Source organism: Pseudomonas sp. SCPG-7 (assembly GCF_002156405.1).
In the GTDB taxonomy this organism is placed as follows: domain Bacteria; phylum Pseudomonadota; class Gammaproteobacteria; order Pseudomonadales; family Pseudomonadaceae; genus Aquipseudomonas; species Aquipseudomonas parakoreensis.
Map to the genome: position 1 here is coordinate 178244 of NZ_MVOO01000010.1, position 22929 is coordinate 201172.

A 22929-nucleotide genomic window follows, 5' to 3' on the forward strand; every position below is an offset into this window, starting at 1 on the left:
GATAAACCCCAATCGCCCTGAAATCGCACACTGCAGGAGCTACCGACCTATCAAAGATGTTCTTGAGCCCAACTGCGAACCTCGGCGTACGGATACTCCTCCAGCGCCGCATACCCCGAAATCGTCCGTGCCTTTAACCTGGTGAACAACGGCACACTGATCCCGCACAGAAACCGCGTCAGGCGCTCCGCCGTCGGCAAACTGCCAGTGTGCTGTTCGTGCCTGTGGATAAAATTACCGCACAGCGTCGCGAAGTTTTTATCCACAAGCGCTGGCAACTCGGGAGGCGCCGGAAGGCGCGCGACATCACCGTGGCACACCGAACAGTGCCCGCATCGCTCGGGGGCGTTGTGATCGCCGAAGTGTTCGGCCAGGCGATGGCCCAGGCAGCGCTCAGTGCCGAACAGATCGAGCATGGCGTGAATCCGCACTATTTCAGTCTGTTCATGTCGGGTGAAATACGCATGCAATTCGGCGCTCAAAACAGCGCTGTCGAAATCACTGTGCAGCACGGTGTAGACCTCGGTCATCTGCTTGCTCTCAAGCTCGACCCAGCCCTTCTCCTGAAAGTAATCCAGCGCCTTCACCACCCGGTTGCGCTCAGCCGAATACTGCGTGTACATCGCTTCGAAATTCACCGTGGCCCAGGTGCGTGCGCGACTGGAGGTGTGGATGATGGCCGCGACGAAATCCCTGCGCTCACCGTCGAAACGCTCAAGCAAGGCTTCCGGCTCCAGCAGGTATTTGAAACGGTATTCGGCGTAATAGGCATAGCGCGGCGCGATCAAACCGCGCAGCTCCATTTGCACCAACAACGTCTTCAGCGGCAACGCGCGAATGTTGCTCTGATCGGCCAGCGGCCCGAGCAGAAACTCCCACTGCCCTTCGGCTGCGGCAGCCTGCATTTCTTCCAGCACACAACGAATCCCTTCACGCTCCGGGGTATCGCCGTAGACGAAGTTTTCCAGCACGTTGAGGCTGTCGCGGTTGGCCAGCACCAGGCAATCCGACGGCTGCCCGTCGCGTCCGGCGCGACCGATTTCCTGACTGTAGTTTTCGATGGATTTCGGCAGATCGAAATGCACCACGTTGCGGATGTCGCTCTTGTCGATCCCCATACCAAAGGCAATGGTTGCGACGATGCAATTGGACTGCCCGGCCATGAATTCCTTCTGAATCGCCTCGCGCTGATCATTGGGCAAACCGGCGTGATAGGCCTGGGCCTGTATGCCGTTGCGCCCCAGATGCTCGGCGATGTGTTCGGCAGTTTTCTGCAGCGTCACGTAGACAATGCTCGGCTGGCCTGGACGCTCGCTCATCCACTCCCCCAGGCGCCGGCGTTTGTCCTCGCCGCGTACCGGTTCCACCAGCAGATTGAGGTTGGGTCGATAGAAACCGGTGGTCACCACATCAGCGGCGGCGATGGCGAACCTGGCCTGCATGTCGGCGACAACTTTCGGCGTCGCCGTGGCCGTCAGCAGCAGGGTTTGCGGGATGTTGAACTGGCGCTGATAGTCCGGCAGCTTCAGATAGTCGGGGCGAAAGTTGTGGCCCCATTCCGAGATACAGTGCGCTTCATCAATCACCAGCAACGAGATCGGCACCTGCTGCAAAAAGTTGCGGAAACGCTCGTTCTTCAGACGCTCCACCGAAATCATCAGAATCTTCAATTCACCCGAACGGGCGCGGGCCATCACATCATTGGCATCATCGCGACTTTGCGCCGAATCGATGCTGCCGGCACTGATACCGTGACGTTTGAGGAATGCCAGTTGATCCTGCATCAACGCCAACAGCGGCGACACCACCAGGGTCAGATGCGGCAGCAACAGCGCCGGCACTTGATAGCACAGTGACTTGCCGGATCCGGTGGGGAAAATCGCCGCCGCCGAGCGCCCGGCCAGCACAGCGCTGATTGCCGCTTCCTGTCCGGGTCGAAACTGTGGATAACCGAAAACCTGTTCCAGGGTGTGGTGCATGCGCTGTCACTCCGTTGACCGCTGTGATGCCAACAGCCTAGCGGGCGATCACAGCGAGTCGAGAAAAGGTCGGGGTCAATTCGATACGGGATGATACAGCGCCGGGGCGGGTGCCACCGGATCAAACAAGGAAACAATTTGCCTCTCGCCGGCCTGACCGCAAGGCAGGTAACGTGCGCCGCATCCACGAAACGAGCGTCGTGCCAGGACGGCCGACACCCGTGGATCAACTCAAGGAATAAACATGTCCGACAGACTGAAACGGCTCCTCACCCTGACCCTCGCATCGCTGTTGCTGGGCGGATGCATGCAACTACCCGATGACATTCCACCCCTCGCCATTCGCGCCACTGCAGATCACGTAGTCACCTAGGTCTCGTCGCAACGACGGGCTAGGGACGCAGCACGGCCACCCGAAGTTGCGCATTCAGTTCCTGTTCATGCACCCCCAGGCTCTTGCTCGCCCACTGTGCATGGGCCGGACTGATGTCGCCGGTAAACGCCGCCGCCAGTTGTCGCAGGTCCGCCACACTGCGCACTCGTGCACAGAACAGCTGTTCGCCACAGTCCTGACTGGCGTTGCGATAAATGCCCAGCAAACGCTCCCACAGTCCCTCGCGCACCTGCCGGATCGGTTTGAGCCGCACATGCGGCACATCCAGTTGCCGTTGCAGTGCGCCTGCATCCAGCGTTTCACTCGCCAGCAGGACTTTGGCGAACATCAACACTTCGGCACGTGAAGCAGTATCGATGCGGGCCTGGCTGGACAGCGCGTCGGGCCAGCCGGTGCGTTGCAGATCGACAAACATCCAGCCGTTGCCGGCATCAGCAGCTACGGCCAAGCGACAACCCATGGTTCCCAGCAATAAAATCGAGGCTATTCGTAGCCACCGCATACTCAATTCCCTTTAAGCGCGCATCGGACGTTTGGAAACGTCCTACAGTTTCTGGCGCGCACCATACAGAGGATTCTCAAGAAACGCCTGTGAATCCCGTGGGAAATTTCTGCGCTAAGGGTTTTACCTCGAAAAAGCTGCAAAACCTTGTAGGGCAATTGCCCGAGTCTCGGAAAACCCCCTACGAACTCCGTCCATCACGGCGGTCTTGTGACCCCTTGCCACGCACTTCTATAGTGGCCGGCGCGGCTGCAACCACTGGAGCGACTTCGTACAGGACACGTCTGAACATGAACATGCATAACCCGCTGGCCAATCGTTATCACCCGCTCAAAAGCACCGACGGCGATCATCCGGTGCTGACCATAGATACCCAAGCCAGCCACGGCGAACTGCTCGACGCTGCGCATCAACGCCTCCGTGCCGCCAGCGATTTGCTGGAGACTCTTTACTGTTTGTGTTTCAAACAGGCCGATGTCAAAGACATCCCGAACATCGTCAACGCCCTGTATTTATTGACCCAAGACGGCTGCGAACTTCTGGAAGTAGCAAAACTTCAACTTGCAAACGCTTTATAAAATCACGCACACAAACAACGCAACAACTAACCACTTCATATCCGCAATATAAAAAACTAGCCTGCTTGCTCTTAATTCATTCAAGAGCAACATTATGAGCACATTGACTATTTTCTTTTGCGGCACGGGTTCCACGAAGTTCGACGCCAGCAACAACAACTATTGGAACGGCGAGTTGGTGTCCACTCTCGCTTCGCACCACGCGGGCCGCGAGTTCGCCGAATGGATTGTCGTCGACGGCCCCGGCTCCAGTAACCTGCAGGCCGATGAGCTGTTCACCAAATCTGCCGACTACGGTCTCAGCGGCACGTTGTTCGGCAAGGGCTGGGAGGAAAACGTACTGCACGCAATGAACATCATCAAAGGCAAGTGCGACTGGCAACGCCAACAACTGACCGAAGCGGAATACAACCGTCTCAAAGCGGCCGGTATTCCCATTGAAGATGTAAAAATCGAAGGCTCCTGGTTTTGGCGTAAATACAACTACGGAGAACGCAGCGTGACCCAGCAGAAGTTGCAGGAGCAAATTATTAAAACGTTCCGCAAGGATGGCATTATTCCCACTCAGGTCAACCTGGTCGGCTGGAGTCGAGGCGGTATAAGTTGCCATATGCTGGCCAACGCCATGTTCAATGACAGTGCTTTGAAAAGCATTCCGGTGAAGATCTTCGCTATTGATCCGGTGCCCGGCATCGGTAACTTCCAGGAACATCGGGTCAAACTCAACAGCAACGTCAAAGAGTACGTTGGCTTCTATGCCCGCGACGAGCGTTCGAAAGGTTTCAGTTGCGTTATCCCGCAAACGGCTACCGGTACGCGCACGCATATCTTCCCGATCCCCGGCCGCCACGCCACCCTGGTCGGCAACGCTGCCGCTGACGGCAACGCCGGCCCGAAGGTCCTCGCCGAACCCGGCCAATTCGTGCGTCACTTCGCCGAGACCTGCCTCAAGCGTTGGGGCACCCCGCTGACCAACTCCCTGAACCTGAGCGATGCCGCCCTGAAGCAATGCGGCGATGCGATGGTCAGGGACGCCGCGAAATACAAGGCCATGGAAAAGTACTCCTACACCTGGTTCACCGAACTGGACCAAGGCGAACGCTACGTTTCGCTGGGCAGCAGAGGCGTGCCTTTCTCGTCGGTGAAGGGCGGGATCTACGCGCCGGATAGTGGATTGACCACCAGCGTGCTGGACTTGGCGGCATACCGGCATATCCGTTGAGGCCGGTGGGGTGGTGATCGGCGTAACGCGAAAAATCTACAGCAAAATTCTGCGGGAATAATGGCAGTTAAACCGATAACAACAGCTAAGCCATGACCCACAAAAAAGCCGCCCCTAGAGGCGGCTTTTCAGTTCACAACAAACCACTCTTACAACTTAGGACCCGCAGCCTTGATCGCGTCGCTCACTTCGAACTTTTTGAAGTTCTCGATGAACAGACCGGCCAAGGCCTTGGCCGCTTCGTCGTAGGCAGCCTTGTCAGCCCAGGTGTTGCGTGGGTTGAGCAAGTTGGTTTCAACGCCCGGTACGGCCAGTGGCACGTCGCGGTTGATGGTGTCCAGGTGCTCGGTGGCGGCACCGATCAGCGCGCCGCTCTGGATCGCGGCGATCACGGCACGGGTGGTCGGGATGTTGAAGCGTTTGCCGACGCCGTAGCCACCGCCGGTCCAACCGGTGTTGACCAGGTAGACCTTGGAGCCGAAGCCGCGGATGCGCTTGATCAACAGTTCTGCGTATTCACCAGCCGGACGCGGGAAGAACGGTGCGCCGAAGCAGGTGGAGAAGGTCGACTTGATGCCGCTGCCCGAACCCATTTCAGTGGAGCCCACCAACGCGGTGTAGCCGGACAGGAAGTGGTAGGCCGCTTGCTCTTCGTTGAGGATCGACACTGGCGGCAGCACGCCGGTCAGGTCGCAGGTCAGGAAGATCACCGCGTTTGGCTCGCCGCCCAGGTTCTTCGCGGAACGCTTGGCAACGTGCTCCAGCGGGTAGGCTGCGCGGCTGTTCTGGGTCAGGCTGACATCGGCGTAGTCGGCGTGCTTGGCATCGTCGATGACCACGTTTTCCAGGACTGCGCCGTGCTTGATGGCTTTCCAGATGACCGGTTCGTTCTTCTCGGAAAGGTCAATGCACTTGGCGTAGCAGCCGCCTTCGATGTTGAAGACAACGCCTTCGCCCCAGCCGTGTTCGTCGTCACCGATCAGGTAACGGCTTTCATCGGCCGACAGGGTGGTTTTACCGGTGCCCGACAGACCGAAGAACAGGGTCACATCGCCTTCTTCGCCGATGTTGGCAGCGCAGTGCATTGGCAGCACGTCAGCGGCCGGCAGCAGGAAGTTCTGCACGGAGAACATGGCCTTCTTCATCTCACCGGCGTAACGCATGCCGGCAATCAGCACTTTCTTCTGCGCGAAGTTGATGATCACGCAACCGTCGGAGTTGGTGCCGTCACGCTCAGGCACGCACTCGAAGTTGGCCACGTTGAGCACTTGCCACTCTTCACGACCGGCCGGGTTGTACTGGGCCGGGTTGATGAACAGGCAACGACCGAACAGGTTCTGCCAGGCAGTCTGGGTGGTCATTTTCACGGCCAGGTAGTGATCTTCAGCCGCGCCTACATGCACGTGGGAAACAAAGTGCTCTTGCGCGTTGTTGAACGCCTCGACACGAGCCCACAGCGCGTCGAACTTGTCGGCCGGGAACTTGCGGTTGATCGGGCCCCAGGCGATAGCGGCTTGGGTGGAAGGCTCTTCAACGATGAAACGATCGACTGGCGAACGGCCGGTGCGGTGACCGGTGCGAACAACCAGAGCGCCGGTATCGGCAAGCTCGCCCTCACCGCGTTGCAGGGCTTCTTTTACCAGATCATCAACACTCAGATCGGTGTACACGGCGTTATTGGCTTGCGTCATGAGGTTCCCCGTCGGCCAGTGGCCGAGTGTGCTCCAAACGTTTTGTAGTAGAAAGTCGTGCACTACTACCGCGAAAAAAGTGGGCCGGATTATGCCAGAAAAGCCCAAAAAGAGTAGGGTCCTCCCGTCGTAACGGCGAAATTCCGTCGTTACGCAGTGAATTTACCTGCGCTGAACCGTTTTAGTGCCGGGTATCTGACGGCGTGTCGACGCCCGCACCAGCGAACAATTGAGCAATATCGGCCGCATCGAACAGGTAACGCTGGTTGCAGAACTGGCAATCGATCTCGACTTCGCCACCGCGTTCGGCCACCAGTGCCTGCGCGTCTTCCAGACCCAGGCTGACCAGCGCATTACCCGAGCGTTCCCGCGAGCAGCTGCAGCGGAAGCGCAGGTTTTGCACATCGAACAGGCGCACCTGCTCTTCGTGGTAGAGGCGATGCAGGACGGTTTCGTTGTCCAGGCTGAGCAATTCATCGGCGCTCAGAGTGCTGGCCAGCGCGGTGATGTGCTGCCAACTGGCGGCGCGCTCTTCTTCGTCTTTCAGGCGGTCGGCCGGCAGTTGCTGCAGCAGCATGCCGCGGGCACGACGGCCGTCGGCGAACAGCTTGAAGCGGGTGCCAACCTGCTGAGACATGACGAAATAATTGGTGAAGCATTCCGACAGGGTTTCACCGTCGAGGTCGACGATACCTTGGTAACGCTGGCCGATCGTCGGGTCGACGGTCAGGGTCAGGTCACCACCCGGCATCAGGTCGGCAAGGGTCGCATCCGGGGCGATCTGCTCGGCGTTATAACGCGCCAGACCACGGATCTCGCGCTCGCTGGAGCATTCGATCATCAGCAGCGGAATCGGCCCTTCGGAGCGCGCCTGCAGAATCAGCAAGCCGTCGAATTTCAGGGTGCCCACCAGCAACGAAGCGGCCGCCATCAATTCGCCCAGCAATTGCGCGACCGGCTCCGGGTACGGGTGCTTGGCGAGGACTTCGGCGTAGCTGCGTTCCAGCGCAACCAGCTCGCCGCGAGTGTCGCTGTCATCGAAGATGAAGCGTTGGGTGTAATCGGTATCCGGGAGATCAGTCATAGGTCTGGGTATCTGAATTGATGACAAAATGGTTACAAAAGATGAAAATCCCGCGCTTCTCCGCACCCATTTGGTGCGAATGTTCAGCCACGGGAGGCATTTTATGAACAATCCGGGTTTGTTCCAATCAAGGTGGAACCTCGGCCGGCTGGTTCTGTGTAACGTGGTGCCGTTGGCGCTACTGGCTTTCTGGTTATGGCCTACGGGCCAGATGCTGTGTGTGATTTTCGACGAGTGGCTGTTCCGCTCACTCAATGCACCACTGGCCAGCAACCCCATATGGCTCCACATCTGGGCAATTGCAAGTCTGCGCCCGTTCGACATCGTTGTAGGTCTGATTCTGCTGACGCTGCTGATCAAGGGTGACTGGGTGTTCAAGGCGATTGATGTACGTCGCGCCTTTTTCGGTTTTTTCTCGATTCTGCTGTTGATGGTGGTGATTCGCGCGCTGTTTTCCAAATTCGCCGACTACATGGACTGGCAGCACAGCAGTCCGTCGATGGTGCTGGAAGGCGCGGTGCACCTGAGTGATTACTTCCCGCACCTGGAAAAAGCCTGGGAGCTGAAGGATCGCTCGAGCCAGAGCTTCCCCGGTGACCACGCGTCGGTGTTGCTGATCTGGGCACTGTTCATGGGCGTGTTCAGCCGCTCGATCAGCCAGTTCCTCACGGTCTGGGGCCTGGCGCTGCTGTTCATGCTGCCGCGTCTGGTGGCCGGCGCGCACTGGGGCCAGGACGATTACATCGGCGGCATGCTGCTGGCGGTGTGGGCGTTGGGCTGGGGTTATTACACACCGTTCGCTTATCACGCCGCCAACTTCTGGCTGAAGGTGACTGCGCCGGTTTTCAATCTGCTGGGCAAGCTGCCGGTGGTTTCGCGGATGAGTGTGGTGTCTGCCGCGAACTGACAGTTGTGTGAAGACCTGTGGCGAGGGAGCTTGCTCCCGCTCGGCTGCGTAGCAGTCGCTTTACCCGTCGATGCAGTTGTATTTTGAAATACGTGCTCGCCTGTACAGGGCGTCCTTCGGCCGCCAGCGGGAGCAAGCTCCCTCGCCACAAGTGTGTTCGTCGCACACTACTCGTTGCTGCTGCCACGAAACTTAAACAGATCCCGCCGTTGCTTCTTGCTCGGCTTGCCATCGGTGCTCACGCCCAATGCTCCGGCCTTGCGCATCGCCGCTGCCGCTTCACGCTTGGCAATACTCGCCTCGGTCTCGGTATACAGTGTCTGCGCCTCGGGTGCGCCACGACGTACGATCGACAAGGCGTCGACCCTCACCGTGCGCTCTTCAAAACCGGTACGAATCTCGAATTCATCGCCAATGCGTGGCTCTTTGCCAGGCTTGCAGCGCTCACCTCGGCAGTGCACCTTGCCACTTTCGATGGCTGCTTTGGCCAGGGCCCGGGTTTTATAAAAGCGCGCCGCCCACAACCACTTGTCGAGACGGACCTTGTCGTCCTCTTCGCTTTTTTGTGCCATGGAATTTCCTCATTCTGAAATATTGATGAACTGTACTACCGTTTCTGTCGTGCCATGAATGACGCCGCCGCGGATTACAATGCGCACCAGCCGACACCCGCTTGAGGCGTCGGCGATCCGGGCCGTAGAAATCTGTCGCCTTTTAACCCTTATTCTGCGTGAATACCGCGAATCCGGCCCTTGCGGGCTGAGCGGTTGCCACGGTTGAGCATTTTTTTGAAGACATTTGACCATTTGACCGTTGTCGGTCTGCGCGAGTGGGTGGCGCTCCCGGATCTGGGAGTCGCGGGCCTGCGGGCGAAAATCGACACCGGCGCCAGCACCTCCAGCCTGCACGCCACCGACATTGAACCGTTCGAACGCGATGGCGAGAAGTGGGTGCGTTTCACCGCGCATCTGGGCACGGTGGTGCAGTTGCGTCATCGGCGTTGCGAAGCACCGCTGGTGACGCGCAAAACCATCAAAAGCTCCAACGGCCAGGCGCAGGTGCGCTATGTGATCAGCACCACCCTGGCCCTCGGTGATCGGGTCTGGCAGGTCGAGTTCACCCTCGCCTGCCGCAAGTCCATGCGCTATCGCCTGTTGCTCGGGTCCAAAGCCTTGATCGACGGCCAGCTGGTGGTCAATCCGGGCATCAAATATGTACAAGACAAGCCGGTGTTCCCGGTATCTACCTCCTCCACAGGTGTTGCATGAAGATCGCTGTGCTGTCGCGGAATCCGCGTCTGTATTCCACCCGTCGCCTGGTCGAAGCCGGCACCGAGCGCGGGCATGAAATGGTCGTGATCGACACCTTGCGCGCCTACATGAACATTGCCAGCCACAAGCCGCAGATCCACTATCGCGGCAAACCGCTGGAAGGCTTCGACGCGGTGATTCCGCGAATCGGGGCGTCGGTAACGTTCTACGGTTGCGCCGTGTTGCGCCAGTTCGAAATGATGGGGGTGTTTCCGCTCAACGAATCGGTGGCCATCGCCCGCTCGCGAGACAAATTGCGTTCGCTGCAACTGCTGTCGCGTCGCGGCATCGGCCTGCCGGTCACCGGCTTCGCTCACTCGCCGGACGACATTCCCGACCTGATCGACATGGTCAACGGCGCGCCGCTGGTGATCAAGGTGCTGGAAGGCACTCAAGGCATCGGTGTGGTGCTGTGCGAAACCGCAACCGCAGCCGAATCGGTGATCGAGGCGTTCATGGGTCTGAAGCAGAACATCATGGTTCAGGAATACATCAAGGAAGCCGGCGGTGCGGATATCCGCTGTTTCGTGGTCGGCGACAAGGTGATCGCAGCCATGAAACGTCAGGCCAAACCGGGCGAGTTCCGCTCCAACCTGCACCGTGGCGGCAGCGCCAGCCTGATCAAGATCACCCCGGAAGAACGCATGACCGCGTTGCGTGCGGCCAAGGTCATGGGCCTGGCGGTGGCGGGTGTGGATATCTTGCGTTCGAACCACGGGCCATTGGTGATGGAAGTGAACTCGTCGCCGGGCCTGGAAGGCATCGAGACCACCACCGGCAAGAACGTGGCGGGGATCATCATCGAACACCTTGAGAAGAATGGCGGGCCGAACATGACCCGGACAAAGGGCAAGGGTTGATCCGTTTGAAATGTGGCGGCTGACAGGCCGCCTTCGCGGGCAAGCCCGCACCCACATTTTGGAATGCGTTCCCCTGCGGGAGCGAGCTTGCTCGCGAAGGGGCCATCAACCCCGCTGAACATCCCGACTGTTAGACCGCATCCCGCGGCAACATCAACCCCAACGGCAACCTTACCCGCGCTTCCAGCCCGCCCCCGGAGCGGTTGCGCAGCTCGACATTGCCGCCATGCATCGAAGCAATCCGCTTCACGATCGCCAACCCCAGCCCCGTACCTTTCCCGCCCCGGGCACGGTCGCCACGGGTGAACGGGTTGAAGATCGCCTCAAGCTCTGACGGATCAATCCCCGCGCCACGGTCCATCACGCTCAACACCACGTACGGCGCGCTGGTATCGCCAGACACATAAGCCGCGACCTCGACGCCACTGCCGGCATGGTTCAGGGCGTTGCCGATCAGGTTGTTCAGCAGGCGTTTCATCGACACCCGGCGCAGTGGAAACGGCTGGATCGGTTCCAGTCGCAGGCGCACTTTCTCTTCGCTCTGGTTATAGGGTGCGGCCACCTCACGCACCAGATCGCTCAGGTCCACTTCTTCCACCGACTCGTCACGACCGTCACGAATGAACGCGAGGAACTGGTCGAGAATCGCGTCCATGTCTTCGATATCGCGGACCATGTCGTCAGTCAGGTCATTGCGATCGCCCATCAGCTCCAGCGACAGCCGCAAACGGGTCAGCGGCGTACGCAAATCATGGGAGACCCCGGCCAGCATCAGCTCGCGCTCGCGACCGGCCTGTTCGACGTCTTCGGCCATCTGGTTGAAGGCGCGGTACACCTCGGTCATCTCGCTCGGTGTATCACTGATCGGCAGACGCACGCTGCGGCCCTGACCGAGTTGTCGGGCGGCATACACCAAGCGTTTCAACGGCTGGTTGAGCTGACTGACGAAAATCCATGCCGACGCGGTCGACAACAAACCGATAGCGAGGAACCAGCCGAGCACGTTCCAGATTTTCTGGCCGCGCAATGGATGCGGGTACAGCGGCACTTTCAGCCAGCCATCGCCCAGGCTCGGTGCACGCACCCACAGCGCCGGCGGCGAGTGCATGCGCAAACGCACTTCGGTATCGGCGCCCAGCTCCGCCTGCATCTGCCGCTGATAAATTTCACTGTACGGCCAGTGCTGTTCGCCCTCCGGCACACCGGCGCCGACCACCCGGATCAGCGTCGCGGCATCGGCGATCTTCGCGCGGTTTTCTTCATCAGCCGCCCAATAGGCGCGCAGCGTCAGGGCGACGCCGTGGCTGTATTGGCGATCTACCAGCACGTCCTCGTTCATCAACAGATAAACCAGGGTCAGTGCCTTGGAAAACAGCACGACGATGAGCACCAGCCAAAGGGTGCGGGAGAAAAAGCTTTGGGGGAACCAGACGGGGGTTTTCATCGATAACCGTTACACACTTGCAGGAGCGAGCCATGCTCGCATATTGCGGATTGCGAGTCTGCGCAGAGGGTCGATCAACCCGATCCGCGCAGACCCGCTCCTACAAATCGCCGATCACTTGGTAGCGGCGCCATCCGGCACGAACACGTAGCCCACGCCCCAGACCGTCTGGATGTAGCGCGGTTTCGACGGATCCGGTTCGATCATCCGGCGCAGACGGGAGATCTGCACATCGATGGAACGCTCAAGGGCATCCCACTCGCGACCACGGGCCAGGTTCATCAGCTTGTCGCGGGTCAGCGGCTGACGCGCGTTCATCACCAGCGCCTTGAGCACCGCAAACTCACCGGTGGTGAGCATGTGCACTTCTTCCCCACGTTTCAGTTCGCGGGTCGCCAGCGACAGCACGTAATCACCGAAGGTGACGTTTTCGTCTTCGCTGCCCGGCGCGCCCGGCACCGGTGCGGCCTGACGCCGCAGAACGGCTTTGACCCGTGCCATCAGTTCGTCCGGGTTGAACGGCTTGGCCAGGTAGTCATCGGCGCCCAGTTCCAGGCCCTTGATGCGGCTCATCTCATCGCCCTTGGCGGTGAGCATGATGATCGGAATCTGATTGTTCGCCGCCCGCAGGCGACGGCACGCGGTCAGGCCGTCTTCGCCCGGCAGCATCAGGTCGAGGACCACCAGGTTGAACACTTCACGCGACAGCAGGCGGTCCATTTGCTCGGTGTTCGGTACGGCACGGGCGCGGTAGCCCTTGCTGACGAAGAAACGTTCCAGCAGGCTGCTCAGCCCCGGATCGTCGTCAACAATAAGAATTTTTTCGCCTTCAGCATTGTTTGCAGTGCTGCTCATTGGATGCTCCTTTTAGCTCGGCGCGCATTATGGCGTAGCTGCCGTTATACGCACCGTGTGCATTGTTAGCAGATTTTTCCTTCACTGCCAGAAAACCGGGGTTTATGCCTACAGACTGCTACACCCCCGAATGACAGAACGCTGGTTATAATGCGCGGCGTTTTGTGCCAGGCAACGTCTGAATCGTTACCGCAGGTGGCCGGGCTTTTTTCCCGGTGGCCGCAGTAATTGTTCGATTTCACGGGTCAATGGGGAGCCTTTTGACCCAGGCAGCGGCAATTTTCTAGCCGCTCAACCAGACTCCGGGCCTTTATTTCCGTGCCTGCGAGCCTGCTTTCACACTATGTCAGGTGGTTTTATGGACAGCATCAACAGCCGCATCGCCGAGGAACTCGGCGTACGCCCGCAACAGGTCGAAGCGGCCGTCGCGCTACTCGATGAAGGCTCTACCGTTCCCTTCATCGCCCGTTACCGGAAAGAAGTCACCGGCAGCCTCGATGACACCCAGTTGCGTCATCTGGAAGAGCGTCTGCGCTACCTGCGAGAACTCGACGAACGGCGCATCAGCATCCTCGCCAGCATCCAGGAGCAGGGCAAACTCACCCCTGCCCTGGAGCGCGATATCAAACTCGCCGACACCAAGACCCGCCTCGAAGACTTGTACCTGCCGTACAAGCAGAAGCGCCGCACCAAGGGCCAGATTGCCCTGGAAGCCGGCCTTGGCGAGCTGGCCGACGGCCTGTTCAACGACCCGAATCTGTCGCCAGAAACCGAAGCCGCACGCTTCGTCGACGCCGAGAAAGGCGTAGCCGACGTGAAAGCTGCGCTGGAAGGCGCCAAGTACATCCTGATGGAGCGCTTCGCCGAAGACGCCAGTCTGCTGGAGAAGCTGCGTAACTTCCTCAAGCAGGAAGCAACCATCAGCGCGCGCGTGATCGCTGGCAAGGAAGAAGAAGGCGCCAAGTTCCGCGACTACTTCGAGCACGACGAGCCGCTGAAAAGCATGCCGTCGCACCGCGCGCTCGCGATTTTCCGTGGCCGCAACGAAGGCATCCTCAGCTCCGCACTGAAAGTCGGCGACGAACTGCCGGGCACCATGCACCCGTGCGAAGGCATGATCGGTCAGCAATTCGGCATCCAGAACCAGAACCGTCCGGCCGACAAATGGCTCGGTGAAGTGGTGCGCTGGACCTGGAAGGTCAAGCTCTACACCCACCTCGAAACCGACCTGCTCGGCGAACTGCGCGACGGCGCCGAAACCGAGGCGATCAACGTCTTCGCCCACAACCTGCATGACCTGCTGCTGGCCGCGCCGGCCGGCCCGCGTGCGACCCTGGGCCTTGACCCGGGCCTGCGTACCGGCTGCAAGGTCGCGGTGGTGGACTCCACCGGCAAGCTGCTCGATCACGCCACGGTTTATCCGCATGTGCCGCACAACAAGTGGGATCAGACCATCGCGATCCTGGCCGCCCTGTGCGCCAAGCACTCGGTTGATCTGATCGCCATCGGCAACGGCACCGCCAGCCGCGAAACCGACAAACTGGCGATCGAGCTGATCAAAAAATACCCAGCGATGAAAATGACCAAGGTCATGGTGTCCGAGGCCGGCGCCTCGGTGTACTCGGCGTCGGAACTGGCAGCCAAGGAATTCCCGGATCTGGACGTGTCGATCCGTGGTGCAGTGTCCATCGCCCGTCGTCTGCAGGATCCACTGGCTGAACTGGTGAAAATCGATCCGAAATCCATCGGTGTCGGCCAGTACCAGCACGACGTGTCGCAGCTGAAACTGGCGCGTGGTCTGGATGCGGTGGTCGAGGACTGCGTGAACGCCGTCGGCGTCGATGTGAACACCGCTTCGGTGGCGCTGCTGGCGCGGATCTCCGGCCTCAACGCGACGTTGGCGCAGAACATCGTTGCTCACCGCGATGAACACGGCGCCTTCAAAACCCGCGCTGCGCTGAAAAAAGTCGCGCGTCTGGGCGAGAAAACTTTCGAACAGGCCGCAGGCTTCCTGCGCGTGATGAACGGCGACAACCCGCTGGATTCTTCCGCTGTGCACCCGGAAGCCTATCCGCTGGTGCAGCGCATTGCCGCTGAAACCGACCGTGACATTCGCTCGTTGATCGGCGACGCCGCATTCCTCAAGCGTCTGGATCCGAAGAAATTCACCGACGAAACCTTCGGTCTGCCCACCGTCACCGACATTCTGCAAGAACTGGAAAAACCGGGCCGCGACCCGCGTCCGGAGTTCAAGACTGCCGAGTTCCAGGAAGGCGTCGAAGACCTGAAAGACCTGCAACTGGGGATGATCCTCGAAGGCGTCGTGACCAACGTGACCGCGTTTGGCGCGTTCGTCGACATCGGCGTGCATCAGGACGGTCTGGTGCACATCTCGGCGCTGTCGGAGAAGTTCATCAAGGACCCACGCGAAGCGGTGAAGGCCGGTGACGTGGTGAAAGTGAAGGTCATGGAAGTCGACATCCCGCGCAAACGCGTCGGCCTGTCGATGCGCATGAGCGACACCCCGGGCGAGAAGATCGACGGTGCCCGTGGTTCGCGTCCAGGCTCGGCACCGCGCCAGTCATCGAACAACGCGCCGCGCAAGGAAACGGCCACAGCCGCTCCGGTGAACAACGCCATGGCTTCGCTGTTCGCCAACGCCAAGCAGTTGAAGAAACGCTGATGGAGATTCCGGCCGGGCTCGTCGAGAGCGCGTTTTTCAAGCTGTTGGGCTGCCGCCTGCACAGCCTGGAAACCGGGGTGGCGCAAGTCGCCCTGGTGCTGGAACCGCAACTGCGCAATCGCGGCGGCAAGTTGCACGGTGGCGCGCTGTTCAGTCTGGTCGATATCGCTATGGGGCTGGCCTGTTCCAGCACCCACGGCTTCGATCAGCAGAGCGCGACCATCGAGTGCAAGATCAACTACATCCGCGCCGTATCCGACGGCGAGGTGCTGTGCACGGCGCGGGTGATCCACCCGGGCCGCCGCACGCTGGTGGTCGAGGCCGACGTGATGCAGGGCGACAAACTGGTCGCAAAAGCGCAAGGCACGTTCGCTGTCCTGTAGATGTTGTTCATCATTTTGAGTTAATTTCGGCGCAACGAATCCTGTGGGAGCGAGCCTGCTCGCGAAGACGGTGTGTCAGTCGACGGTGATGTTGGCTGCAATACCCTCTTCGCGAGCAGGCTCGCTCCCACAGGGATTGTGCAGTTCTTGACTGACCGGCAAATGGCCTGCCGCTACAAAACCAGGCGAAAACGCCAGTTTCAACTTCACCCTTGTAGACCGTCCTGCCCACCCCCATATTGGGGCGACTGACGCGTGAAGGAATCCAAATTGAGCGAACTTCTCAACCGCCGCCTGGCTCTGCTCGGCGAGCGCGCCAACCTCTCTCTGCTCGAACAGTGCCTCCACGGTATCGAACGTGAATGCCTGCGCGTGACCAGTGAAGGTCGTCTGGCGCAAACGCCGCACCCGGAAGCCTTGGGTTCCGCGCTGACCAACGAACAGATCACCACCGACTACTCCGAGTCGCTGCTGGAATTCATCACCCCTGCCCTGCCCGATCCGGCCGATACGCTGGCGAGCCTGGACAAGATTCATCGCTTTGCCTACAGCAAGCTCGGCAACGAGTATCTGTGGAGTCCATCTATGCCGTGCCCGTTGCCGGCCGAGGAAGACATCCCGATCGCCTATTACGGCACCTCCAACATCGGTCAGCTCAAGTACGTCTACCGCAAGGGCCTGGCCCTGCGGTACGGCAAGACCATGCAGTGCATCGCCGGGATTCACTACAACTTTTCCCTGCCGGAAAAGCTCTGGCCGCTGCTGCGCGAAGCCGAAGGTTTCGTCGGCACCGACCGCGATTTTCAGTCGTCGTCCTACATCGCGCTGATCCGTAACTTCCGCCGCTACAGCTGGTTGCTGATGTACCTGTTCGGTGCTTCGCCAGCGCTGGACGCAGGCTTCCTGCGCGGCCGTTCGCATCAGTTGGAACAGCTGGACCCGGACACCCTGTATCTGCCGTACGCCACCAGCCTGCGCATGAGCGACCTCGGTTACCAGAGCAACGCCCAGGCCGGCCTGACGCCGTGCTACAACGACCTGTCGAGCTACACCGACAGCCTGCGCAAAGCCGTGGCCACGCCGTATCCGCCGTATGTGGAAGTCGGCACGCACCAGGATGGTGAGTGGGTTCAACTGAACACCAACATCCTGCAGATCGAAAACGAGTACTACTCCAACATCCGCCCGAAACGAGTGACCTATACCGGCGAGCGGCCGATCCAGGCGCTGATGGCCCGCGGCATTCAGTACGTCGAAGTGCGTTGCCTGGACATCAACCCGTTCCTGCCGATGGGCATCGACGTCACCGAATCGCGCTTCCTCGACGCGTTCCTGCTGTATTGCGCGCTGAACGACAGTCCGCTGCTGACCAACACTTCGTGCGGCAATGCCACTTCGAACTTCCTCAGCGTGGTCAAGGAAGGCCGGCGTCCGGGCCTGCAGTTGCAGCGTGACGGCGAAGCGGTCGAGCTGAAGGTTTGGGCAGCCGAGCTGCTGGAAAAAATCGCACCGCTGGCGGCGTTGCTTGATCAAAGCCACGGCGGCGACACGCATAGCAAGGCGCTGGAAGCGCAACTGGCCAAAGTCAGCGACCCGTCCCTGACCCCGTCGGCGCAGGTGCTGGCCGCGATGGCCGAGCACAAGGAAAGCTTTGCGCAATTCTCCCTGCGTCAGAGCCAGGCCCACGCCGAGTTCTTCCGCCGCGAGCCGTTGACGGCGGATGAGCAGACGAAGTTTGAGGAACTGGCGCGTTCGTCGCTGGCACAACAGGCGGAGCTTGAACAGAACGAGGTGGGCGATTTCGATGTGTTTGTCGGGTCGTATCAGGCGAGCATTCTGGCGATCAGTAACTAACCACTATTCCCGGTGGCGAGGGAGCTTGCTCCCGCTCGGCTGCGCAGCAGTCGCAATCTCAGTCCCCCGGTGCATCAGCGGCACCGTGATGAATTGATATGGGAGTCCTCCGGCCTCCAGCGGGAGCAAGCTCCCTCGCCACAATGGCCTCACCAGCAATCCCTCAGCTTAGATTTTTCCGCTCATAAGCTAAGTCTAAAAAGTTATTTATTTTTAGTTTCTTAGATCATTTAGTCTCCTTTCACGCCGATCGTCGGTCGCCTGATTTGGAGCACTCCCCATGAAACTGAATTTCCCGCTTCGCCTGCTGGCCGTGGCCTCTCTGGCTGCTGCGAGCTTTCTGGCGCAGGCCGCCGACCTCACCGTCGCTTACCAGACCACCGTCGACCCGGCGAAAGTCGCCCAGGCCGATGGCACCTACGAGAAAGCCACCAAAGCCGACATCAGCTGGCGCAAGTTCGACAACGGCGCCGACATCATCGCCGCCATTGCTTCGGGTGATGTGCAGATCGGCTACCTCGGTTCCAGCCCGTTGACCGCTGCGATCACCCGCAAGGTTCCGGTGGAAACTTTCCTCATCGCCACCCAGATCGGCGCCGCCGAAGCACTGGTCGCCCGCGACGGTTCCGGGATCAAGACCCCGCAGGATCTGGTCGGCAAGAAAATCGCCGTGCCGTTCGTGTCCACCGGTCACTACAGCCTGCTCGCCGCGCTGAAGCACTGGAACATCGATCCGTCGAAAGTCACCGTGCTCAACCTCGCCCCACCAGCGATCATCGCCGCGTGGAAACGCGGTGATATCGACGCCACTTACGTGTGGGATCCGGCCCTCGGTGTGGCCAAGGAAAACGGCAAGGTGCTGATCACCTCCGGCGAACTGGCCAAGTTCGGCGCGCCGACCTTCGATGCCTGGATCGTGCGCAAGGACTTTGCCGAGAAGCACCCGGAAATCGTCACCGCGTTCGCCAAGGTCACCCTCGACGCCTACGCCGATTACCGCAAGGATCCCAAAGCCTGGCTCGCCGACCAGTCCCACGTCGACAAGCTGGTGAAGCTTTCCGGCGCCAAGGCCAGCGACATTCCATTTCTGCTGCAAGGCAACGTCTACCCGCTGGCGGCTGATCAGGTGATCAGCCTCGGCGCGCCGACCACCAAAGCCATTACCGACACCGCCGCGTTCCTCAAGGAACAAGGCAAAGTCGAAGCCGTACTGCCGGACTACGCGCCGTACGTCAGCGCCAAATACATCACTAACTGATCGGGAGTTGACCGCGATGGCCTTGCTACAGCTGGAGCGCATCAGCGCACAGTATCCCGGCAGCCCGGAACCGGTACTGGCGGACATTTCCCTGACCCTCGGGCCTCAGCAATTGCTGGTCGCCCTCGGCCCGTCCGGCAGTGGCAAGACCTCGCTGTTGAACCTGATTGCCGGCTTCGTCGAACCCAGCGCCGGGCGCATCACCCTCGACGGCGTGCCGGTCAAAGGCCCGAGCGCCGAACGCGGCGTGGTGTTCCAGGATGACGCCCTGCTGCCCTGGCAGGATGTGTTGGCCAACGTCGCGTTCGGTCTGGAGCTGGCCGGCGTCGCCAAGGACAAGCGCGAAACAATCGCCCGGGAAATGCTGGCACTGGTCGACCTCACAGGTTTTGAACACCGCCGTATCTGGCAGCTCTCGGGCGGCCAGAAACAGCGCGTTGGCCTGGCCCGCGCCCTCGCCGCCGACCCGCGCGTGCTGCTGATGGACGAGCCCTTCGGCGCCCTCGATGCGTTCACCCGCGAGCAGATGCAGGAGTTGTTGCTGCAAGTCTGGCAGCGCACCGCCAAACCGGTGTTCCTGATTACCCACGACATCGAAGAAGCGGTATTCCTCGCCACTGACCTGATTCTGCTGGCGCCGAATCCGGGGCAGATCGTCGAGCGTCTGCCTCTGGATTTCGGCCAGCGCTACGCCGCCGGTGAATCGGCGCGAGCGATCAAATCCGACCCGCGTTTTATCGAAACCCGCGAGCACGTGTTGAGCAGAGTGTTCTCGCAACGCAGCGCCGTAAAACGGCAGGAGCGCGCATGAGCAGTTACGACGTTTCCGCCCCGGCAGCGAGAACCCCATCGGTGGCGATTCCCGTGCGGCGCAGCCTCAGCACGCGGTGGATCAGCTTGCTGACCCTGTTCGCCTTGCTGGTGATCTGGTGGGCCGTGACTGCCACCGGTCTGATCGAACCGCTGTTCCTGCCGCCACCCTCTGCCGTGCTGCAAAAAGGCTGGTTGCTGGCGACTACCGGTTACATGGATTCGACTCTGTGGCAGCACCTGAGCGCGAGCCTGAGCCGCATCGGTCTGGGCCTCGGCTTCGCGATTCTGACCGCAGTGCCGGTGGGCATTGCCATCGGTGCCAACCGTATTGCCCGTGGTGTGCTTGATCCGTTGATCGAGTTCTACCGGCCGATTCCGCCACTGGCTTATCTGCCGCTGATCGTGATCTGGTGCGGCATCGGCGAGTTGTCGAAAGTGCTGCTGATCTACCTGGCGATTTTCGCCCCGATTGCCATTGCCACCGCGACCGGCGTGCGCACCGTTGACCCGGCGAAATTGCGCGCTGCTCAGTCGCTCGGTGCGACCCGCGCACAGTTGATCCGCCACGTGATTTTGCCCAGCGCCCTGCCAGATATTCTGACCGGTGTGCGCATCGGTCTGGGCGTTGGCTGGTCGACCCTGGTCGCCGCCGAACTGATCGCCGCCACCAGCGGTCTGGGCTTCATGGTCCAGTCGGCCGCGCAATTTCTGGTCACCGATGTGGTGGTGCTGGGGATTCTGGTGATCGCCCTGATTGCCTTCGCCATGGAAATGGGCCTGCGCGCCCTGCAGCGCAAACTGGTGCCGTGGCACGGCCAAACCCACTAAAGCATTTGTGAATCCTCCCGTGTAGGAGCTGCCGAAGGCTGCGATCTTTTGATCTGCTTTTAAAAAACAAATCAAAAGATCGCAGCCTGCGGCAGCTCCTACAGGGGCGCGGTTACCCGGAATTGAAGAGAACCATCATGAGCAGCCTGACCATCACCCCCTTAAGCTCGGCCCTCGGCGCGCAGATCAGCGGCGTCGACGTCAGCCAGCCGTTGAACCTGGAACAGCGCAATGCCATCGAGCAGGCGCTGCTCAAGTATCAGGTGCTGTTCTTCCGCAACCAGCCGATCGAGCCTCCACAACAAGCGCGTTTCGCGGCGTACTTTGGCGACCTGCACATCCATCCGATCTACCCGAACGTGCCGGAGCAGCCGGAAGTGTTGATCCTCGACACCGCCGTCACCGACGTACGCGACAACGCGATCTGGCACACCGACGTGACCTTCCTGCCAACGCCGGCGATGGGCGCAGTGCTCAGCGCCAAGCTGCTGCCGGAGTTCGGCGGCGATACGTTGTGGGCCAGCGGGATTGCCGCCTACGAAGCACTGTCGGCGCCGATGAAAACCTTGCTCGAAGGGTTGACTGCAACTCACGATTTCACCCGTTCGTTTCCGCTGGAACGCTACGGCAATACGCCGCAAGCCCTGGCGCAGTGGGAAGAAGCAAGGCGCAAGAATCCGCCGCTGTCGCACCCGGTAATCCGCACTCACCCGGTGAGCGGACGCCGTTCGTTGTTCGTCAACGAAGGCTTTACCTCGAAGATCAACGAGCTGTCGGAAACCGAGAGCGAAGCGATTCTGAAATTCCTGTTCGCTCATGCAACGCGGCCTGAATTCACCATTCGCTGGCGCTGGCAGAAGGATGACATTGCGTTCTGGGACAACCGCGTGACCCAGCATTACGCGGTGGATGATTACCGCCCGGCACGGCGGGTGATGCAGCGGGCGACGGTGTTGGGGGATGTGCCGTTCTTCAAATGAGGCCCGATTTCTCATTGCCTGAACTGTCCCCTTCGCGGGCAAGCCCGCTCCCACAGGTACAGCACCGTTCACAGACTTTGTGTACGACTGGAACCCTGTGGGAGCGGGCTTGCCCGCGAAAGCGTCAGAGCAGGCGCCGAATAATTCGGCGCCAGTCACTTATTCAGCGGTCGAAGGCTTCTCCCACAGATTGATCCCGCCCTCTTGGGCAAACCGGTCGATCTCCGCCAGTTCCTCAGCACTGAAGCTCAGATTCTTCAACGCCCCGACGTTCTCGATGATCTGCTCCGGCCGGCTCGCGCCGATCAGCGCCGAGGTCACTCGCGGATCACGCAGGGTCCAGGCCAGCGCCAGTTGCGCCAGGCTCTGGCCACGACGTTTGGCGATCTCGTTCAGTGCGCGCACGTGGGCAATGTTGGCCTCGGACAAGTGCGAAGCCTGCAGCGAACCGCCACCCGGGCGATTGACCCGCGCATCCGCCGGCACGCCGTTGAGGTACTTGTCGGTCAGCAGACCCTGCGCCAGCGGGGTGAAGGCGATGACGCCAGTACCGAGCTCGTCGGTGGTGTCGAGCAGGTCTTTTTCCACCCAGCGATTGAGCAGGTTGTACGCCGGCTGATGAATCAGCAGCGGCACTTTCCATTCCTTGAGCAGCGCAGCGATCTCGCGGGTTTTCACCCCGGAGTACGACGAGATGCCAATGTACAACGCCTTGCCCTGCTGCACGGCGGTGGCGAGGGCGCTGGCGGTTTCTTCCAGCGGGGTGTCCGGGTCGAAGCGGTGCGAATAGAAGATATCCACATAGTCCAGACCGAGGCGCTGCAGGCTCTGGTCGAGGCTGGCCAGCACGTATTTGCGCGAGCCGCCGCCCTGACCATACGGGCCGGGCCACATGTCCCAACCGGCCTTGCTCGAGATGATCAGCTCATCGCGGTACGGCTTGAAATCTTCGCGCAGCAGGCGACCGAAATTGATTTCGGCGCTGCCGTATGGCGGACCGTAGTTGTTGGCCAGGTCGAAGTGGTTGATGCCCAGGTCGAACGCGGTGCGCAGCAGGGCGCGCTGGGTGTCGATCGGCGTGCTGTCGCCGAAGTTGTGCCACAGGCCCAGCGACAGCGCCGGCAGCACCAGACCGCTGCGGCCGACGCGGCGGTAAGGGATGGAGTCGTAGCGGTTTTCGGCAGCGGTGTAAGTCATCGAATCCTCTCTTGTCTGTCTTGAAATGGGTGTCGACTTCTTCGCGAGCAGGCGCGCTCCCACATTTGGAATGCACTCCCCTGTGGGAGCGAGCCTGCTCGCGAAGG

At 60.4% G+C, this 22929-nt stretch carries 20 protein-coding genes; 12 read left to right on the plus strand and 8 right to left on the minus strand.

Annotated features, from left to right (window positions below; genetic code table 11):
• Nucleotides 1-50: 50 nt before the first annotated feature.
• Nucleotides 51-1979, minus strand: coding sequence for an ATP-dependent DNA helicase RecQ (locus B1722_RS19450; protein ID WP_086793968.1), 1929 nt, complete (start codon nt 1977-1979; stop codon nt 51-53).
• Nucleotides 1980-2371: 392 nt separating this feature from the next.
• Nucleotides 2372-2875: a hypothetical protein gene (locus tag B1722_RS19455; protein ID WP_041071261.1), complete on the minus strand. Its 504-nt coding sequence runs from the start codon at nt 2873-2875 to the stop codon at nt 2372-2374.
• A 290-nt stretch (nt 2876-3165) separates the two neighbouring features.
• Here B1722_RS19455 and B1722_RS19460 point away from each other — a divergent pair, with 290 nt between their 5' ends.
• On the plus strand, nt 3166-3453 hold the full coding sequence (locus B1722_RS19460) for a hypothetical protein (protein ID WP_041071258.1): 288 nt from the start codon (nt 3166-3168) through the stop codon (nt 3451-3453).
• Between the two features lie 94 nt (nt 3454-3547).
• Complete coding sequence (locus tag B1722_RS19465; protein ID WP_086793970.1) at nt 3548-4675, plus strand: hypothetical protein; 1128 nt, start codon at nt 3548-3550, stop codon at nt 4673-4675.
• 149 nt (nt 4676-4824) lie between these two features.
• Here B1722_RS19465 and B1722_RS19470 read toward each other — a convergent pair whose 3' ends face one another.
• On the minus strand, nt 4825-6366 hold the full coding sequence (locus tag B1722_RS19470) for a phosphoenolpyruvate carboxykinase (RefSeq protein WP_086793972.1): 1542 nt from the start codon (nt 6364-6366) through the stop codon (nt 4825-4827).
• Between the two features lie 181 nt (nt 6367-6547).
• Nucleotides 6548-7450 (minus strand): Hsp33 family molecular chaperone HslO, encoded by a 903-nt coding sequence (gene hslO / locus B1722_RS19475; RefSeq protein ID WP_041071252.1) that lies wholly within the window; start codon nt 7448-7450, stop codon nt 6548-6550.
• Between the two features lie 103 nt (nt 7451-7553).
• Here hslO and B1722_RS19480 point away from each other — a divergent pair, with 103 nt between their 5' ends.
• On the plus strand, nt 7554-8357 hold the full coding sequence (locus B1722_RS19480) for a phosphatase PAP2 family protein (RefSeq protein WP_086793974.1): 804 nt from the start codon (nt 7554-7556) through the stop codon (nt 8355-8357).
• Between the two features lie 167 nt (nt 8358-8524).
• Here B1722_RS19480 and B1722_RS19485 read toward each other — a convergent pair whose 3' ends face one another.
• Nucleotides 8525-8929, minus strand: a complete 405-nt coding sequence (locus B1722_RS19485; RefSeq protein WP_086793976.1) for an RNA-binding S4 domain-containing protein — start codon at nt 8927-8929, stop codon at nt 8525-8527.
• A gap of 234 nt (nt 8930-9163) precedes the next feature.
• Between B1722_RS19485 and B1722_RS19490 the strand changes: the two genes are divergently transcribed.
• Nucleotides 9164-9625 carry an ATP-dependent zinc protease gene (locus B1722_RS19490; protein ID WP_174377334.1) on the plus strand — a complete coding sequence of 154 codons (462 nt, stop codon included), beginning with the start codon at nt 9164-9166 and terminating at the stop codon, nt 9623-9625.
• Complete coding sequence (gene rimK, locus B1722_RS19495; RefSeq protein WP_007949201.1) at nt 9622-10527, plus strand: 30S ribosomal protein S6--L-glutamate ligase; 906 nt, start codon at nt 9622-9624, stop codon at nt 10525-10527. Before B1722_RS19490 ends, rimK begins: the two co-directional genes overlap by 4 nt.
• A gap of 130 nt (nt 10528-10657) precedes the next feature.
• Here rimK and B1722_RS19500 read toward each other — a convergent pair whose 3' ends face one another.
• Together B1722_RS19500 and ompR are read right to left on the minus strand one after the other, a co-directional pair.
• The gene (locus B1722_RS19500; protein ID WP_027611205.1) at nt 10658-11971 is read right to left on the minus strand and encodes an ATP-binding protein; all 1314 of its coding nucleotides are present in this window, start codon (nt 11969-11971) and stop codon (nt 10658-10660) included.
• 114 nt (nt 11972-12085) lie between these two features.
• Nucleotides 12086-12826, minus strand: a complete 741-nt coding sequence (gene ompR, locus B1722_RS19505) for a two-component system response regulator OmpR (RefSeq protein WP_003220637.1) — start codon at nt 12824-12826, stop codon at nt 12086-12088.
• A gap of 358 nt (nt 12827-13184) precedes the next feature.
• Here ompR and B1722_RS19510 point away from each other — a divergent pair, with 358 nt between their 5' ends.
• The 7 genes from B1722_RS19510 (at nt 13185) to tauD (ending at nt 21625) form a co-directional block, all read left to right on the plus strand.
• The gene (locus B1722_RS19510; protein WP_086793978.1) at nt 13185-15509 is read left to right on the plus strand and encodes a Tex family protein; all 2325 of its coding nucleotides are present in this window, start codon (nt 13185-13187) and stop codon (nt 15507-15509) included.
• The gene (locus tag B1722_RS19515) at nt 15509-15892 is read left to right on the plus strand and encodes a PaaI family thioesterase (protein ID WP_086793980.1); all 384 of its coding nucleotides are present in this window, start codon (nt 15509-15511) and stop codon (nt 15890-15892) included. Before B1722_RS19510 ends, B1722_RS19515 begins: the two co-directional genes overlap by 1 nt.
• A 270-nt stretch (nt 15893-16162) precedes the next feature.
• Entirely contained in the window at nt 16163-17746 is a 1584-nt protein-coding gene (gene gshA / locus B1722_RS19520; RefSeq protein WP_086793982.1) for a glutamate--cysteine ligase, read from the plus strand.
• Nucleotides 17747-18026: 280 nt separating this feature from the next.
• Nucleotides 18027-19004 carry a taurine ABC transporter substrate-binding protein gene (tauA, locus tag B1722_RS19525; RefSeq protein ID WP_086793984.1) on the plus strand — a complete coding sequence of 326 codons (978 nt, stop codon included), beginning with the start codon at nt 18027-18029 and terminating at the stop codon, nt 19002-19004.
• Nucleotides 19005-19020: 16 nt separating this feature from the next.
• Complete coding sequence (tauB, locus tag B1722_RS19530; protein WP_086793986.1) at nt 19021-19815, plus strand: taurine ABC transporter ATP-binding subunit; 795 nt, start codon at nt 19021-19023, stop codon at nt 19813-19815.
• Complete coding sequence (tauC, locus tag B1722_RS19535; protein ID WP_086793988.1) at nt 19812-20645, plus strand: taurine ABC transporter permease TauC; 834 nt, start codon at nt 19812-19814, stop codon at nt 20643-20645. Before tauB ends, tauC begins: the two co-directional genes overlap by 4 nt.
• A 137-nt stretch (nt 20646-20782) precedes the next feature.
• Nucleotides 20783-21625 (plus strand): taurine dioxygenase, encoded by an 843-nt coding sequence (tauD, locus tag B1722_RS19540; RefSeq protein ID WP_086793991.1) that lies wholly within the window; start codon nt 20783-20785, stop codon nt 21623-21625.
• 159 nt (nt 21626-21784) lie between these two features.
• Here tauD and mgrA read toward each other — a convergent pair whose 3' ends face one another.
• Nucleotides 21785-22822 carry an L-glyceraldehyde 3-phosphate reductase gene (gene mgrA, locus B1722_RS19545; RefSeq protein ID WP_086793993.1) on the minus strand — a complete coding sequence of 346 codons (1038 nt, stop codon included), beginning with the start codon at nt 22820-22822 and terminating at the stop codon, nt 21785-21787.
• Nucleotides 22823-22929: the final 107 nt, after the last annotated feature.

Bases quoted from the DNA above. Each gene is read 5' to 3' on its own strand.
- B1722_RS19450 (WP_086793968.1), bottom strand. From the start codon at position 1,979: ATGCACCACACCCTGGAACAGGTTTTCGGTTATCCACAGTTTCGACCC.
- B1722_RS19455 (WP_041071261.1), bottom strand. From the start codon at position 2,875: ATGCGGTGGCTACGAATAGCCTCGATTTTATTGCTGGGAACCATGGGT.
- B1722_RS19460 (WP_041071258.1), top strand. From the start codon at position 3,166: ATGAACATGCATAACCCGCTGGCCAATCGTTATCACCCGCTCAAAAGC.
- B1722_RS19465 (WP_086793970.1), top strand. From the start codon at position 3,548: ATGAGCACATTGACTATTTTCTTTTGCGGCACGGGTTCCACGAAGTTC.
- B1722_RS19470 (WP_086793972.1), bottom strand. From the start codon at position 6,366: ATGACGCAAGCCAATAACGCCGTGTACACCGATCTGAGTGTTGATGAT.
- hslO (WP_041071252.1), bottom strand. From the start codon at position 7,450: ATGACTGATCTCCCGGATACCGATTACACCCAACGCTTCATCTTCGAT.
- B1722_RS19480 (WP_086793974.1), top strand. From the start codon at position 7,554: ATGAACAATCCGGGTTTGTTCCAATCAAGGTGGAACCTCGGCCGGCTG.
- B1722_RS19485 (WP_086793976.1), bottom strand. From the start codon at position 8,929: ATGGCACAAAAAAGCGAAGAGGACGACAAGGTCCGTCTCGACAAGTGG.
- rimK (WP_007949201.1), top strand. From the start codon at position 9,622: ATGAAGATCGCTGTGCTGTCGCGGAATCCGCGTCTGTATTCCACCCGT.
- B1722_RS19500 (WP_027611205.1), bottom strand. From the start codon at position 11,971: ATGAAAACCCCCGTCTGGTTCCCCCAAAGCTTTTTCTCCCGCACCCTT.
- ompR (WP_003220637.1), bottom strand. From the start codon at position 12,826: ATGAGCAGCACTGCAAACAATGCTGAAGGCGAAAAAATTCTTATTGTT.
- B1722_RS19510 (WP_086793978.1), top strand. From the start codon at position 13,185: ATGGACAGCATCAACAGCCGCATCGCCGAGGAACTCGGCGTACGCCCG.
- B1722_RS19515 (WP_086793980.1), top strand. From the start codon at position 15,509: ATGGAGATTCCGGCCGGGCTCGTCGAGAGCGCGTTTTTCAAGCTGTTG.
- tauA (WP_086793984.1), top strand. From the start codon at position 18,027: ATGAAACTGAATTTCCCGCTTCGCCTGCTGGCCGTGGCCTCTCTGGCT.
- tauB (WP_086793986.1), top strand. From the start codon at position 19,021: ATGGCCTTGCTACAGCTGGAGCGCATCAGCGCACAGTATCCCGGCAGC.
- tauC (WP_086793988.1), top strand. From the start codon at position 19,812: ATGAGCAGTTACGACGTTTCCGCCCCGGCAGCGAGAACCCCATCGGTG.
- tauD (WP_086793991.1), top strand. From the start codon at position 20,783: ATGAGCAGCCTGACCATCACCCCCTTAAGCTCGGCCCTCGGCGCGCAG.
- mgrA (WP_086793993.1), bottom strand. From the start codon at position 22,822: ATGACTTACACCGCTGCCGAAAACCGCTACGACTCCATCCCTTACCGC.